This window comes from Loktanella sp. R86503 (genome assembly GCF_042466455.1).
GTDB lineage: Bacteria > Pseudomonadota > Alphaproteobacteria > Rhodobacterales > Rhodobacteraceae > Loktanella.
The window spans coordinates 470,770-483,352 of record NZ_JAXHCI010000002.1; the positions used below are offsets into that span (position 1 = coordinate 470,770).

At 59.9% G+C, this 12,583-nt stretch carries 18 protein-coding genes; 4 read left to right on the top strand and 14 right to left on the bottom strand.

Features of this window, described 5'->3' with window-relative positions:
* Nucleotides 1-57 precede the first annotated feature (57 nt).
* Nucleotides 58-444, top strand: coding sequence for a four-helix bundle copper-binding protein (locus SJY10_RS03295; protein WP_386679614.1), 387 nt, complete (start codon nt 58-60; stop codon nt 442-444).
* Nucleotides 445-518: 74 nt separating this feature from the next.
* On the opposite strand, the gene rpmE is transcribed toward SJY10_RS03295, so the two are convergent.
* From rpmE to SJY10_RS03360, 13 genes are all read right to left on the bottom strand, one after another.
* Complete coding sequence (gene rpmE / locus SJY10_RS03300; protein WP_386679615.1) at nt 519-740, bottom strand: 50S ribosomal protein L31; 222 nt, start codon at nt 738-740, stop codon at nt 519-521.
* 11 nt (nt 741-751) lie between these two features.
* Nucleotides 752-1,129 carry a 50S ribosomal protein L19 gene (rplS, locus tag SJY10_RS03305; RefSeq protein WP_386679616.1) on the bottom strand — a complete coding sequence of 126 codons (378 nt, stop codon included), beginning with the start codon at nt 1,127-1,129 and terminating at the stop codon, nt 752-754.
* 49 nt (nt 1,130-1,178) lie between these two features.
* Nucleotides 1,179-2,006 carry a tRNA (guanosine(37)-N1)-methyltransferase TrmD gene (gene trmD / locus SJY10_RS03310; protein ID WP_386679617.1) on the bottom strand — a complete coding sequence of 276 codons (828 nt, stop codon included), beginning with the start codon at nt 2,004-2,006 and terminating at the stop codon, nt 1,179-1,181.
* Nucleotides 2,007-2,051: 45 nt separating this feature from the next.
* Nucleotides 2,052-2,213 (bottom strand): DUF1328 family protein, encoded by a 162-nt coding sequence (locus tag SJY10_RS03315; RefSeq protein WP_386679618.1) that lies wholly within the window; start codon nt 2,211-2,213, stop codon nt 2,052-2,054.
* 59 nt (nt 2,214-2,272) lie between these two features.
* The gene (locus SJY10_RS03320; RefSeq protein WP_386679619.1) at nt 2,273-3,085 is read right to left on the bottom strand and encodes a hypothetical protein; all 813 of its coding nucleotides are present in this window, start codon (nt 3,083-3,085) and stop codon (nt 2,273-2,275) included.
* Nucleotides 3,085-3,888 (bottom strand): hypothetical protein, encoded by an 804-nt coding sequence (locus tag SJY10_RS03325; protein WP_386679620.1) that lies wholly within the window; start codon nt 3,886-3,888, stop codon nt 3,085-3,087. Before SJY10_RS03325 ends, SJY10_RS03320 begins: the two co-directional genes overlap by 1 nt.
* Nucleotides 3,885-4,412 carry a ribosome maturation factor RimM gene (rimM, locus tag SJY10_RS03330; protein ID WP_386679621.1) on the bottom strand — a complete coding sequence of 176 codons (528 nt, stop codon included), beginning with the start codon at nt 4,410-4,412 and terminating at the stop codon, nt 3,885-3,887. Before rimM ends, SJY10_RS03325 begins: the two co-directional genes overlap by 4 nt.
* Before the next feature lie 97 nt (nt 4,413-4,509).
* The gene (gene rpsP / locus SJY10_RS03335) at nt 4,510-4,896 is read right to left on the bottom strand and encodes a 30S ribosomal protein S16 (protein WP_386679622.1); all 387 of its coding nucleotides are present in this window, start codon (nt 4,894-4,896) and stop codon (nt 4,510-4,512) included.
* A gap of 42 nt (nt 4,897-4,938) precedes the next feature.
* On the bottom strand, nt 4,939-5,235 hold the full coding sequence (locus tag SJY10_RS03340) for a chorismate mutase (RefSeq protein ID WP_386679623.1): 297 nt from the start codon (nt 5,233-5,235) through the stop codon (nt 4,939-4,941).
* Entirely contained in the window at nt 5,232-5,804 is a 573-nt protein-coding gene (locus SJY10_RS03345; protein WP_386679624.1) for a GNAT family N-acetyltransferase, read from the bottom strand. The genes SJY10_RS03340 and SJY10_RS03345 overlap by 4 nt, the downstream gene beginning before the upstream one ends.
* Complete coding sequence (locus tag SJY10_RS03350) at nt 5,801-6,355, bottom strand: GNAT family N-acetyltransferase (RefSeq protein WP_386679625.1); 555 nt, start codon at nt 6,353-6,355, stop codon at nt 5,801-5,803. The genes SJY10_RS03345 and SJY10_RS03350 overlap by 4 nt, the downstream gene beginning before the upstream one ends.
* Nucleotides 6,356-6,435: 80 nt before the next feature.
* Complete coding sequence (gene ffh / locus SJY10_RS03355) at nt 6,436-7,929, bottom strand: signal recognition particle protein (RefSeq protein WP_386679626.1); 1,494 nt, start codon at nt 7,927-7,929, stop codon at nt 6,436-6,438.
* A gap of 173 nt (nt 7,930-8,102) precedes the next feature.
* Nucleotides 8,103-9,026 carry an alpha/beta hydrolase gene (locus tag SJY10_RS03360; RefSeq protein WP_386679627.1) on the bottom strand — a complete coding sequence of 308 codons (924 nt, stop codon included), beginning with the start codon at nt 9,024-9,026 and terminating at the stop codon, nt 8,103-8,105.
* A 128-nt stretch (nt 9,027-9,154) separates the two neighbouring features.
* On the opposite strand from SJY10_RS03360, the gene SJY10_RS03365 reads away from it, so the two are divergent.
* From SJY10_RS03365 to SJY10_RS03375, 3 genes are all read left to right on the top strand, one after another.
* Entirely contained in the window at nt 9,155-10,033 is an 879-nt protein-coding gene (locus tag SJY10_RS03365) for a LysR family transcriptional regulator (protein WP_386679628.1), read from the top strand.
* On the top strand, nt 10,033-10,932 hold the full coding sequence (locus SJY10_RS03370) for a DMT family transporter (RefSeq protein WP_386679629.1): 900 nt from the start codon (nt 10,033-10,035) through the stop codon (nt 10,930-10,932). Before SJY10_RS03365 ends, SJY10_RS03370 begins: the two co-directional genes overlap by 1 nt.
* Nucleotides 10,933-11,040: 108 nt before the next feature.
* Complete coding sequence (locus tag SJY10_RS03375; RefSeq protein ID WP_386679630.1) at nt 11,041-11,388, top strand: PRC-barrel domain-containing protein; 348 nt, start codon at nt 11,041-11,043, stop codon at nt 11,386-11,388.
* 21 nt (nt 11,389-11,409) lie between these two features.
* On the opposite strand, the gene aroC is transcribed toward SJY10_RS03375, so the two are convergent.
* A complete protein-coding gene (aroC, locus tag SJY10_RS03380) occupies nt 11,410-12,516 on the bottom strand; it encodes a chorismate synthase (RefSeq protein ID WP_386679631.1) in 1,107 nt (368 codons plus the stop codon).
* Nucleotides 12,517-12,583 lie beyond the last annotated feature (67 nt).

Genomic DNA, 12,583 nt, shown 5'->3' on the forward strand with positions numbered 1-12,583 from the left:
GGAACCTCGCGCGGGGCGGATGGGTTGAACTGGCAGAACCTGAAACAGGAGACGCCAATGTCCATCAAGGAAATGATCGCAGAACACCCTGATGTTGCCGGCCATGACAACGAACTGCTGACCGAGGCTGTAAAGCATGCCATGTATTGCGCCGCGATCTGCAATTCTTGTGCAGATGCCTGCAGTGCCGAAGATGGCGACCGTGCCCAGTGCATTCGCCTGTGCATGGACTGTTCCGACATTTGCACTGCAACCTATCGTGTCGCCACGCGCCGGACCGGAGAGAACGTCGCCATTATCAAGCAGATGCTGGAACTTTGCGCCGCAGCCTGTGACGCCTGCGAAAAGATGTGCGCGATGCATGATGACGCTCATTGCAAACGCTGTGCCCAGATGTGCCGTGAATGCGCCGCCGATTGCCGCAAGGCGGCGCAAAATCTGTAATTTGGAATCACCCTATCCCTAAAAGCAAAACGCCGCCCCAAGGGGCGGCGTTTCGTGTCTTGGCGCTGGTTGGCTTAGAAGCCCAGACCGGCGTACTTGTTCTTGAACTTCGACACGCGGCCGCCGGAGTCCATCAGGCGGGACGTGCCGCCGGTCCATGCCGGGTGCACAGAAGGATCGATGTCCAAGGACATCTGGTCGCCCTCTTTGCCCCAGGTGGAGCGCATCTTGACCACGGTGCCATCGGTCATCTTGACGTCGATGTCGTGGTAGTCTGGGTGAATACCTTTTTTCATCGTCAGAGTCCTTATTTCTGGGCCAGAGGCTTGTAGTTGGTGACTTCGACAATACGCGCGGACTTACCGCGACGTGCGCGCAGATAGTACAGCTTTGCACGGCGAACTTTACCGCGACGCACGACTTCGATGCTGTCGATGTTGGTGGAGTGCAGCGGGAAAACACGTTCCACGCCTTCACCGAAGGAAATCTTGCGCACGGTGAACGAACCGGCGATGCCGGAGCCGTTTTTGCGCGCGATGCAGACGCCTTCGTAATTCTGAACCCGGGTACGGGTGCCTTCGGTTACTTTGTAACCAACGCGGATGGTGTCACCCGCTTTGAAATCGGGGATCGTCTTCCCCAGCGCAGCAACCTGCTCCGCTTCGATTTGTGCGATCAAGTTCATGATCAGCTCCTATGATAGCACGGGTTTTCCCGCGACGTTTATGCTGGCCCTAGAGCTCTTGGTCTTCATCCGGGTCCCTACCATGCTGTGCACAATAAGCCCGCCAGAGGTCAGGTCTGCGTTCCTTTGTTAGCCTTTCGGCCTGCGCCCGCCGCCAGTCGGTGATGTTCGCATGGTGCCCGGACAGAAGAACGCCAGGGATCGTGCGACCGTGCCAGTCAGCAGGTTTCGTATAGTGGGGGTGTTCCAGCAACCCGTCGGAAAATGACTCTTCCTCTGTGGATGCCTGATTCCCAAGCACGCGGGGTATAAGACGGACCGTCGCGTCAATCAAGGCCATAGCGGCGATCTCTCCGCCTGTCATGACAAAGTCGCCAAGACTGACTTCGATCATGTCGAAATGTTCTATGACACGCTCGTCGATACCTTCAAACCTGCCGCATAGCAGGGTCACGCCGTCAGCCTGTGACAGCTTTTGCATCAGCGATTGTGTCATCGGCCGGCCGCGCGGCGAGAAATAGATCAGCGGCATATGTCCGCGTGCGCCGCTGCGCACCTCTCTGAGTGCTGCTTCCAGCACATCGGCGCGTAACACCATGCCTGCACCGCCGCCGGCTGGAGTGTCATCCACATTACGATGTTTGCCAATGCCAAAGCGGCGCAGGTCTGTGACCTTCAACTGCCACAGATCATCCTTTAGGGCGCGGCCGAGCAGGCTGTCGCCAAGGATGCCGGGAAAGGCGTCGGGCAGCAAGGTCAACACCTGCGCTGTCCAAACACCCGCCAGATCCGGTGTGTCGGTCATCAGCTCTTGCGGCTGCAGGGTCGGGCGAATTGTTTTGCGCCCTAGAGCGCGGGGGGGCGGTGTATCGGTCATAACCGCGTCTTAGAACATCGCCCCCCGCACGCAAACGCTAATTCGTCAGATCAGGGCGATGATTCCGAAGAGCGCCAATAGGAACAGGACCAGCACAACGAAAATTAAAAATTTCGCGCCGGTCAGCGCCGCGCCGGAAATCCGGCCAAAACCAAGAAGCGCCGCAATCGCAGCGACAACCAAAAGTGTGACAATCCAGCCGATCATGATGCGGTCCTTTGATAAGTGTTGCAACGTCCAACACGCCAAAGCCCTGCCGGGTTCCTTTAGTCTGCGTCGCCGGTGTCCCGAGCGGCCCTTAGCATCGCATCCTTGGCCAGCTTGAGCGCTGCCTTGTCGCGGCTTGCCCTGTTCATTCGCAGGAATTCAGCCTCCATCGCCTTGCTTTGGCCGCTGTTGGCACGGCCGGCAGGGGCAAAGGCGGCGCGCACCTCGTCCGGCACCCCCAGCAGGTCAAGCACGGCGGCGGCCGGTCCTTCGTGCCGGTCACTGACTTCTGAAAGGTCGACGAAATGCGCCGCGACGCCAAGCGTTCTTGCTATCGACTCCGCCTCTACCCGCGGATCAATCAGATTTGGAAACCTTGCACGGAAAGTGTCGTAGTCATCACGCAGATGGATCGACCGTAAAAGGTGGCCATAGACGCTGCGGATCCAGCTTTCGCGTTCACGCAAGGTATAAAGAAACGTGATCTGCACATCCGCGCCAAACCGCGTTTGCAGGGCTGCGATCACCTGCTGCCCCAAGGACACGGCCACGCTGCGATACCCGGTGATGATCCGCCCCGGAAAGCGGCGGTGGCCCGGCATTGAACCGCTAAAGGTTTCGCGCGACAGCACAATGACGGGCGCATCGGGGATCTTGTTGAGGAACCGGTCAAAACTGCGGCGGAACGCACGCAGGCGCCACGGATAGGGCTTTTGCCCATAAATCCGCGCGGCGCTGCCGGCGGTCAGAAAATCGGCTTTACCGTAAAAGCTAAGATATGGTTTCAGCGCACGGCGGTTTTGCCCCAGCCAGCTTTGCAGGCTTGATGTGCCCGTCTTGTGAAATCCCGGATGAACAATGACATGGACCATCAGGATTGACGCCACCCGCCAAGGTCGGTTGTGCGTGCAAGCTCTGCTTTCGCAGCCTGCGCGGCGCGGTCATCCAGATCGCTGCGGTTCAGATCCAGAAATTGTTGCCAAAGCGACTGCTCTGGCCCCGCGTTGCCTGCGCCGACAGGGGAAAGACTTGCGGTAACCTTTGCTGGCAAGTCGAGCAGACTACAGATCGCGCCGCCCGGGCCAAGCGGATGATCGCGCATGACAGACAGGTCTAGCGATTGTACGCTAACGCCGCCCAGCGCCGCGGCAATCGCGTTAACATCACTATTCAGGTTGCCGGCTTCGACATAGGTGGCTGCGAATTCAGCCGCTGAAAGTGTCATGCGCTGCCCCCGCAGGTGGTGACGATATGCGCTGAACAGCCAACTGTCCGGATCGCGGGTCGTCAGAACGATGTCAAACTGGGCCTTGGGATAACGGTCCTGAAAATAGCCGGTCAGATAGGTCAGAAGCGCGGGCGCCGCCGCATAGCTATCGACTCCAGGCCAGCCGGGCAGGTGCCCTAGCAATCCTTCGCAGGATAGGATGATATCCTGATTAGCACGCGGCTCGGCCTGCTTAATCGCAGCATCCATGCCGTCAACGATATCAATCAGATCCGCGGGATTTCCATACCGCGAATAGCGGCAGGCCATACGCACAACAGGTTTCAGGTGGCGCAGCAACACGGGGACGGCATGCGGTGCAAGCACCGCACGATTATGCCAAAGGAAATGCTGGATCGAGCTCGTGCCCGTCTTGTGAAACCCCGGGTGAAGCAGGATGCGGGTCATACGCCCGGGAAAAGTCCGTCGGGTGGATCCGCCACGATGCGCCCGCTAGCCAGATCCACGGTCGGCACAACGGCCTGCGTAAAGGGCAGCAGGACTGTTTCCGACTGGCCTGGCACCGCGATATCGAGCAAATCACCTGCGCCATGATCGACAACGCGTACGACCTTGCCCAGCGTGACACCGCCGGTGTCCAGTACGGTCAACCCTTCAAGATCGGCGTAGTAATATTCATCGTCCTCCGGCGCAGGCAAGGCACTGCGCAAAGCGTATAGATCGACATTCGTCAAAGCGTCAGCCTGTTCCTTATCGACTATGCCGTCGATCCGGGCTGTAAAGCCGCCCTTGATCTGGCCTGTTAGTACGACCTGCGCAAAGGTCAGGCCCGTGTCCGTTGTCAGGGGAACATAGTCCGCAATAGCCATCGGGTCCGCGCAGAAGGATTTCAGACGCACTTCGCCGCGCACGCCAAAGGACCCCGACAGGCGGCCGACGATAACACGGGGATCGGTTGGGGTGTCTGTCATAGCGGAACCTCTGATTGGCGGGGCGCTGGCTGTCAGCGCCCGGCAAAGCAGCGGGTAGCAGGCCGGATCATGACGATCCGGCCTGCGGCAGGCAAGATTACTCTGCTGCGGTGTCTTCTGCCGGTGCATTTGCAGCTTCGTCGATTGCAGCCTGCTTGGCAGCTTTCTCGGTCGCGCGTGCCTTGGCAGCTTTGCCCGGCTCGCCCTTTTTCAGGTTGGAACGGTCCTTCTTGGGCAGGGTGCCAGCAGCTTCCAGCATACGTGCAACGCGGTCGGTGGGCTGAGCGCCTTGATCCAGCCAGTACTGCACGCGCTCCATATCCATTTTAACGCGGTTTTCGTCGTCTTTTGCCAGCATCGGCGCGTATGTGCCCAGCTTTTCCTTAAAGCGGCCATCGCGCGGCATGCGGCTGTCGGCGGCAACGATCGAGTAGTAGGGGCGCTTCTTGGAGCCACCGCGGGCGAGACGAATTTTCATAGACATAGCGTATTTCCTTACGTTTGGCAGAAGTGACGACAAAAGCCGTCAGGATTGGTGTTGTTCGTGGTGGTGGATGACTTCCTGAATGATGAAGTTCAGGAATTTCTTGGCGAATTCAGGGTCCAGATCGGCCTTGTTCGCAAGATCGGTAAGGCGTGCAATCTGCGTTGCCTCGCGCGCGGGGTCCGAAGGCGGCAAGGCATGTTCTGCCTTCAGCCGGCCCACGGCCTGTGTATGTTTGAACCGCTCGCCAAGCGTGTAGACAAGGATCGCGTCCAGCCGGTCGATGCTGGCGCGGTGATCCTTCAGGACGTCGGCGGCGCGGATGGTATCGTCGCTCACAGCTCGTACTCCGGCCGTGCGTAGCGCCAAACTTCGCAACCGTCATGCATTTCGCCCGGCACTTTTTCAGCGCCAAGGCGGGTGGCAAGCGCGATGGCACGGTCGTTTTCCGGATCGATGTAGCTGACCAGCGTGTCAAAGCTCAGCGCATTCCAGGCGTTGTTGCGCGCCTTTTCGGACGCTTCAAAGGCGTAGCCCTGGCCTTCGGCCTCTTCGGTGAACAAAAAGCCCAACTCTGGCTCCGGATCGCCGGTTTCGTGGCCGAGCAGCACAAAACCCAGGACGCGCTTGTCGTCCTGATGTTCGACTGTCCACAATCCGCAGCCGCGCAGAATCCAGCTTGCAGTCAGCTGAATGAAATCATCCCAAGCGCCTTCGCGCGTCAGCGGGCCAGAGACATAACGGCCACGGTCGGAGGTCACCAGATCAGCGAAGACGTTGAAGTCTTCCATGTAGGGGCCGCGCAGGATGGTTCGGTCTGTTGCGATGCGCGGCAGCGCCTGCGCAATGCGGTCGACTGCGACGGCGGCTTGTCCGGTGGCGGGCTGTTCCCAGGGGTGGATGGTCATGGCAAGTCCTTGGATGCTGTGGCGCAAGATGCCGGTTGCGGGGCGGGGTGGCGCCAAGCGGCGCTGTCAGGATAGCTTGTTGGCATCAGGGCGCCGTCATCGCGCAGGGCACCCAGTTTTTCCGCCAGCGCGATCGAACGGAGGTTGTCCGGGTGGATATAACTGACGGCTGTCGTCCAGCCCAGCGTATCAAACGCATGGCCGATCGCAGCGCGGGCGGCTTCGGCGGCAATGCCGGTGCCTTCGGTCGCGGGATCAAAGATCATCCAGCCGATTTCAGTCTCTGGCCAGTCGGGCGGGGTCCAGGGGCCGACAAGGCCGATGGCCGTGTCATTGCCGCGCCGGGTCACGGCCCACATGCCATAGCCAAAGATATCCCAATGCCCCAGCTCTGACGCGAAGCTGCGCCAAATGCTGCCGATATTGCCCTGATGGCTGAAAAAGGCAGCACGGTCCGATTGCATGAAATCCCGAAACGCTGCCCAGTCGCCAGCAACAGGCCGGCGCAGAATGAGGCGTTCAGTCTGGAGGCTTAGCACGGTCTTCAGCATGGCGCAGCCTCGTGCGCGCGGTGGGCACGGGATGCCTCCGGCGGGAGTTTATGAGCCAGATGAAAACGGTTCATCATTGCTTATTTCTTTTTCCCAAAGCCAGATAGGCCAGCGGGCAGTTTCAACCCGCCGCCGCCAAGGCCGGGCAGGCCGCCGGCGGGCATTTTGCCTTGCAGGGCTTTTGCGGCTTCTTGCATGGCTGCGGGGTCGTTCATGTCGGGCATGCCGCCGCCTTTGCCCATCATCTGCTTCATGGCCTGCTTGAGCATGCCGCCCTTGCCCATTTTCTTCATCATGTCGGCCATCTGACGGTGCTGTTTGACCAGCTTGTTCAGTTCCGACACTTCCAGACCTGCACCCTTGGCGATCCGTTTTTTGCGGGAGGCGGCCATCAGGTCGGGGTTGGCACGTTCTTGTTTCGTCATCGAATTGATAAGCGCGATCTGGCGGCGCAGGATGCCGTCGTCCATGCCTGCAGCGTCCATCTGCTTGGACATTTTGCCCATCCCGGGCAGCATGCCCATCATGCCTTCCATGCCGCCCATCTTGAGCATCTGCTCTAGCTGCATCTTCAAATCGTTCATGTTGAAGCGGCCCTTCTGGAACCGTTTCATCATCTTTTCGGCTTGCTCGGCCTCGATGGTCTGTTGGGCTTTTTCGACCAGCGCGACGATGTCGCCCATCCCAAGGATGCGGCCTGCGATGCGCGACGGCTCGAAGGTTTCGATTGCGTCCATCTTCTCGCCAAGGCCGACGAAGCGGATCGGCTTGCCGGTAATGGCGCGCATGGACAGGGCTGCACCGCCGCGACCGTCGCCGTCCATTCGGGTGAGCACGACCCCGGTGACGCCGATTTTGTCGTCGAATTCTTGTGCAACGTTGACGGCGTCCTGACCTGTCAGGCCGTCCACAACCAGCAGCGTTTCGCGCGGATTGGCCACGTCGCGCACGGCAGCGGCCTGCGCGATCAGTTCGGCGTCAATGTGAAGCCGGCCTGCGGTATCGAGCATATAGACGTCGTAGCCACCAAGCGAGGCAGCGGTCTTGGCCCGCTTTGCGATCTGGACAGGGGTTTCGCCCTTGACGATCGGCAGGGTGTCCACGCCGATCTGGGTGCCGAGGATCGCCAGCTGTTCCATCGCGGCCGGGCGGTTGGTGTCGAGAGATGCCATCAGCACGCGCTTGCCTTCACGCTCTTTCAAGCGCTTGGCCAGCTTGGCGGTCGTGGTGGTTTTACCAGAGCCTTGCAGGCCGACCATCAGGATCGGGGCGGGCGGGTTGTCGATTTTCAGCGCGCCGGGGTCGGTGTCGCCAGTTAGCACACGTTCCAGTTCGTCATGGACGATCTTGACGACCTGTTGGCCGGGGGTGATCGACTTGGTGACCGCCTGGCCGGTCGCCTTCTCCTGTACGGCAGCCACGAAGTCGCGGGCTACGGGGAGGGAAACGTCAGCCTCCAGTAGGGCGACGCGGACCTCGCGCAGGGCTGTTTTGACGTCGTCATCGGACAGCGCACCTTGTTTGGTGAGCTTGTCAAAGACGCCTGACAGGCGATCTGATAGGTTCTCGAACATCGGCGCGGGCCCCGTTTCGTTACATCCAAACCCTGATATAGGGCAGATGGGTCAATGCAGTAACGCCCCCGTGGGCGCAACGCGCTGACGAGGGGCGATCCTTTGGCAAGCAAAGGACCGGAAGGCTTTGCTTCCGGGTGTTGACAGGCGTGTAAAAGGTGCGACGGCAGGAGTCAAGTATACTGGCGTTTGGCCCTGGGCAGGGTGTGGCTGGCAAGGAAGGTTCCGATTTCCGCGACACTTGCGTCCGCTTCTGGTGTACGGCCCACACCCATGTGCCAGACGTGGGGAAGACCGGTTTGCGCGTGAAAGGTAACATCGACCCCTTGGGCGCGCAGATGGTCGGCCATCAGGCGGGCGTCGTCGAAAAGCACCTCTGTTGTGTCGGCATGGATCAGCACGGGCGGTGCGCCGGTAAAATCGCCTAGAATGGGCGAGGCGTCAGGTTGCGCCGGATCGGTGCCTGCAAGATAGGCCGCAACACCGCGCGCGCCCCATCTGGTAGACACAAGCGGGTCGCTGCGACGGTTGATGGCCAGGCTTGGATTTTTCATCCGCAGGTCCGTCACGGGGGACATTACCGCAACCGCCGCAGGCAGCGTCAGCCCTTTTGCGACAATCCGTTGCAGTAGGGCCAGGGCGATATTTCCGCCGGCGCTATCCCCCGCGAGTGTCAGGGGGCCGTAGTCTGGATTGTCTGACAGGGCGCGCCAAGCGGCCTCTGCATCGTCGAGGGCGGCGGGAAAGGGGTGTTCCGGGGCCATGCGGTAATTTAGAAAAACGGCGCGCAGGCCTGCTGCCTTGCCGATCGCGGCAATCAGATGGCGATAGCCACGCAAATTGCCCATCACGAAAGCACCGCCGTGGATATAAAGCAGGGTGCCATGATCCTGCGCCTGCCCGGTGCCGCACAGGGTGCAACGCCGCGTTCCAAGCTGAAGGGGGGTTAGCGTCAGACCTGCTGGCGTGCGTGCGTTCAAAACGGCATTCAAGGTGAACAAGCGGCGCAAGATCTGCGGGCTGCGCACGACAGCAAGCAACGGCTTTTGCACAAGCCGTGCATTCAGTGTCGCAATGCGTTGGGGCAAAGAGCGCATATGCCAATCTTTGCAGCACAGACCCCATAGTCAAGCACGATGGCAGGACCAAGCGATGATTGGTTGTTGCAATTTCAAACAGAATTGCGGAACGATTGCGCACAAGGTTCATTACTGCACAGGATATCATGGACAGCTGGGACGAAATCCGCACCGCATTTCAGGTTGCGCGTGCAGGCACGGTAAGTGGGGCTGCGGATGCGCTTGGCGTGCACCATGCCACCGTCATCCGCCATATCGACGCATTGGAGGGGCGTCTGGGCGTGAAGCTGTTCCAGCGCCATGCGCGGGGATACACCCCGACAGAAGCAGGGGTCGATCTGCTGCGCGTTGCGCAGGCCACGGACGAGCAGTTTACCCAGCTTGCAGGGCGGATCAAAGGTCTTGGGGACGGTGTGCGCGGGGAGCTGGTCATCACATCGCTTGCGGCGCTTAGCCCAGTGCTGATCCCGATCCTGACCGACTTCCAGCACGACTATCCCGAAATCCGGTTGCAGTTCCTGACCGACGACCGCGTGTTCCGCCTTGAATACGGCGAGGCGCATGTCGCGATCCGCGCCGGAAGCCAACCGTCAGAGCCTGATAACGTCGTGCAGTTACTGGTATCGCAAAGCATGGCGCTGGTCGCATCTGACGACTACATCGCCCGTTTTGGTATGCCAAAAGATGAAGACGATCTAAAAAACCACTATTTCGTAGCCCATGTCGAAGAGCCGCATCGTGCGCCGTTCTTTCGCTGGCTGCATGAAAAAGTGGGGTCATCGCGCATGGTGTTGCGTGCAACCGATATGCGCGTGATGACAGATGCTATCGCGTCCGGTGCAGGCATCGGCTTTATCTCTGAACTGGAATTGCCGCTTTACCCGAACCTAAAGCGGGTAATGCCGTCGCCACCAGAATGGACGGTCCAGCTGTGGCTGGTCACGCATGTCGATCTGCATCGCAGCGTCAAAGTGCAAACCTTTTTAAGCCATCTGAAAGCGCGTGCCGCTGAATTTACAATCTGATGCGGCCTGCGCTAGGCGGACATTTGGCCATGCTGGCGTTTTCCGCGCTTGTGGCCGGGTCATTTGCCTTGGGGTCCCGGGCTGCGAATGACATTGATCCCTTGGTCATGACAGCAGCGCGGTTCTGGATTGCGGCGGCTGTGCTGGCTGTGCTGGCCTATATCATGGGCGCATGGGACAACCGTGTCTTTCGCGCGCCGTGGCGGTTCGTGGTGTTGTCGGGCCTGATTTCTGGCTACTTCGTCTCCATGTTCGAGGGGCTGAAGACGGCACCGCCCATCAGCACCTCTGCGGTCTTTACCCTGACTCCGATCATTGCGGCGGGCTTCGGCTGGCTATTGCTGCGACAGCGGCTGACAGGGCGGATGGCCGTCGCCTTGGCAATCGGCGGCGTGGGCGCACTATGGGTGATCTTTCGTGCCGATCTGCAGGCCGCACTGGCGTTTGATGTCGGACGCGGGGAATTCATCTTTTTTTGGGGCTGCGTCGCACATGCACTTTATACGCCGCTGATTGCCAAGCTGAAGCGCGGCGAAAATACGGTGATGTTTGCCTGTATGACGTTGCTGGGCGGGGCGGTTCTGACCAGTCTTTACGGTGCGCAGGCGATTGTTGCGACGCCGTGGAAGGCTTTGCCCGGCGTGGTCTGGATTACATTGATCTATATCTCGGTTTTTGCTTCTGCCGCCAGTTTTGTGCTGTTGCAATTTGCGGCCATGCGGCTGCCGAGTGCCAAGGTCATGGCCTATACCTATCTTACGCCGACCTGGGTCATATGCTGGCAGCTGGCACTTGGCGCGCCGCCGCCGCCCCTGCTGATTTTGATTGGTATCGCTTTGACGGTTTTGGCCTTGGTCCTGCTGTTGCGTGATGACGATGCGCCAACGGCTGCCACCTGATCTGTCATGTCGGCCGGATCTTGCCGGATAGGGTTTGCGCGCACGGTACGATGCAACCCTAAGGCAAGCAGGGCGTTTCAGTCTTAGGTAATCTAAGGAGGATACGCCATGGAAAGCGAACACAACCTGATCGACTCTGGCCGCGTGAACGGCACACATGTCTACGGGTCTGACCGTGAACAGATCGGCCATATCGACCATCTGATGATCGACAAGCAGTCTGGCAATGTTGCCTATGCCGTCATGAACTTTGGCGGGTTTCTGGGTATGGGAGAGGACCAGCACCCTCTGCCATGGAAATCACTGCGTTATGACACGGCGCTGGGCGGCTATGCTACGGACCTGACAAAGGACCAGCTGACCGGCGCGCCGGAACGCGTCAGTGACTGGCAGCGCGACCGCGATTACGAAACGCGGCTACACGACTACTATGGTCTGTCGCCTTACTGGATGTAACGCCAGATCTGCGCGGGCGGGTCAGCCGATCTGCCCGCGCACACCGCCTGTCTGGCCACGATCAAGCAGGATGTGATCCAAGATTACGCAGGCCATCATCGCCTCGCCTACAGGAACGGCGCGGATTCCGACGCAAGGATCGTGGCGACCTTTGGTCACGACCTCGACCGGTTGGCCGTCCATTGTGATTGATTTGCGCGGTGACAGGATGGACGATGTCGGTTTGACAGCAAAGCGCACAATGATGTCTTGCCCCGTGCTGATCCCGCCAAGGATGCCGCCCGCGTGGTTTGACGAATAGACAGGACGCCCGTCGTTCCCCATGAAAATCTCGTCCGCGTTATCGCGCCCGGTCAGTGTCGCGGAGGCCATACCTTCACCAATTTCGACACCCTTGACGGCATTGATGCTCATCATCGCGGCAGCAAGATCGGTATCCAGCTTGGCATAGACCGGCGCACCGATCCCTGCGGGCACACCGCGGGCGACGACTTCGATGATTGCGCCGACAGAGTTGTGGTCGTCCTTGCGCAGCCAGGTCAGGTAGTCTTCCCATTCGCCGGCGGCCTGCGCGTCAGGGCACCAGAAGTCGTTCTGGCTGATCTGATCCCAATCGAAGCGTGCGCGGTCGATCTTTTTCTCGCCCATTTGCACCATGTAGCCGGTGATCTGCACGCCGGGGACAATTTCGGTAATCGCCTCTCGGGCGACGCCGCCGGCGGCCACGCGCGCCGCGGTTTCGCGGGCAGAGGATCGCCCGCCACCGCGTGGATCGCGTAGCCCGTATTTCTGGTGGTAGGTGATGTCCGCATGACCGGGACGGAACGTGTTTAGGATATCGCCGTAATCCTTGGACCGCTGATCAGTGTTACGGATCATCAGCTGGATTGGCGTGCCTGTCGTGCGTCCTTCATAAACGCCGGACAGGATTTCGACCGCGTCCGGCTCATTGCGCTGGGTGGTATTCTTGTTCTGACCGGGGCGCCGTTTATCCAGCCACTGCTGGATCATCGCCGGGTCTAGCGGTACACCCGGCGGGCAGCCGTCGATCGTCGCGCCCAAGGCGGGGCCGTGGCTTTCGCCCCATGTGGTGAACCGGAACAGATGACCGAAAGAGTTGACTGACATGCGCGGCCCTTTGTGTTGTTGCACAGGGCTTAAACCATAGGCGGCGCGGGTTCAATTCTGGCAATTC

Coding starts and splice junctions, on each gene's coding strand:
- SJY10_RS03295 (WP_386679614.1), top strand. CDS start 58: ATGTCCATCAAGGAAATGATCGCAGAACACCCTGATGTTGCCGGCCAT.
- rpmE (WP_386679615.1), bottom strand. CDS start 740: ATGAAAAAAGGTATTCACCCAGACTACCACGACATCGACGTCAAGATG.
- rplS (WP_386679616.1), bottom strand. CDS start 1,129: ATGAACTTGATCGCACAAATCGAAGCGGAGCAGGTTGCTGCGCTGGGG.
- trmD (WP_386679617.1), bottom strand. CDS start 2,006: ATGACCGATACACCGCCCCCCCGCGCTCTAGGGCGCAAAACAATTCGC.
- SJY10_RS03315 (WP_386679618.1), bottom strand. CDS start 2,213: ATGATCGGCTGGATTGTCACACTTTTGGTTGTCGCTGCGATTGCGGCG.
- SJY10_RS03320 (WP_386679619.1), bottom strand. CDS start 3,085: ATGGTCCATGTCATTGTTCATCCGGGATTTCACAAGACGGGCACATCA.
- SJY10_RS03325 (WP_386679620.1), bottom strand. CDS start 3,888: ATGACCCGCATCCTGCTTCACCCGGGGTTTCACAAGACGGGCACGAGC.
- rimM (WP_386679621.1), bottom strand. CDS start 4,412: ATGACAGACACCCCAACCGATCCCCGTGTTATCGTCGGCCGCCTGTCG.
- rpsP (WP_386679622.1), bottom strand. CDS start 4,896: ATGTCTATGAAAATTCGTCTCGCCCGCGGTGGCTCCAAGAAGCGCCCC.
- SJY10_RS03345 (WP_386679624.1), bottom strand. CDS start 5,804: ATGACCATCCACCCCTGGGAACAGCCCGCCACCGGACAAGCCGCCGTC.
- SJY10_RS03350 (WP_386679625.1), bottom strand. CDS start 6,355: ATGCTGAAGACCGTGCTAAGCCTCCAGACTGAACGCCTCATTCTGCGC.
- ffh (WP_386679626.1), bottom strand. CDS start 7,929: ATGTTCGAGAACCTATCAGATCGCCTGTCAGGCGTCTTTGACAAGCTC.
- SJY10_RS03360 (WP_386679627.1), bottom strand. CDS start 9,026: ATGCGCTCTTTGCCCCAACGCATTGCGACACTGAATGCACGGCTTGTG.
- SJY10_RS03365 (WP_386679628.1), top strand. CDS start 9,155: ATGGACAGCTGGGACGAAATCCGCACCGCATTTCAGGTTGCGCGTGCA.
- SJY10_RS03370 (WP_386679629.1), top strand. CDS start 10,033: ATGCGGCCTGCGCTAGGCGGACATTTGGCCATGCTGGCGTTTTCCGCG.
- SJY10_RS03375 (WP_386679630.1), top strand. CDS start 11,041: ATGGAAAGCGAACACAACCTGATCGACTCTGGCCGCGTGAACGGCACA.
- aroC (WP_386679631.1), bottom strand. CDS start 12,516: ATGTCAGTCAACTCTTTCGGTCATCTGTTCCGGTTCACCACATGGGGC.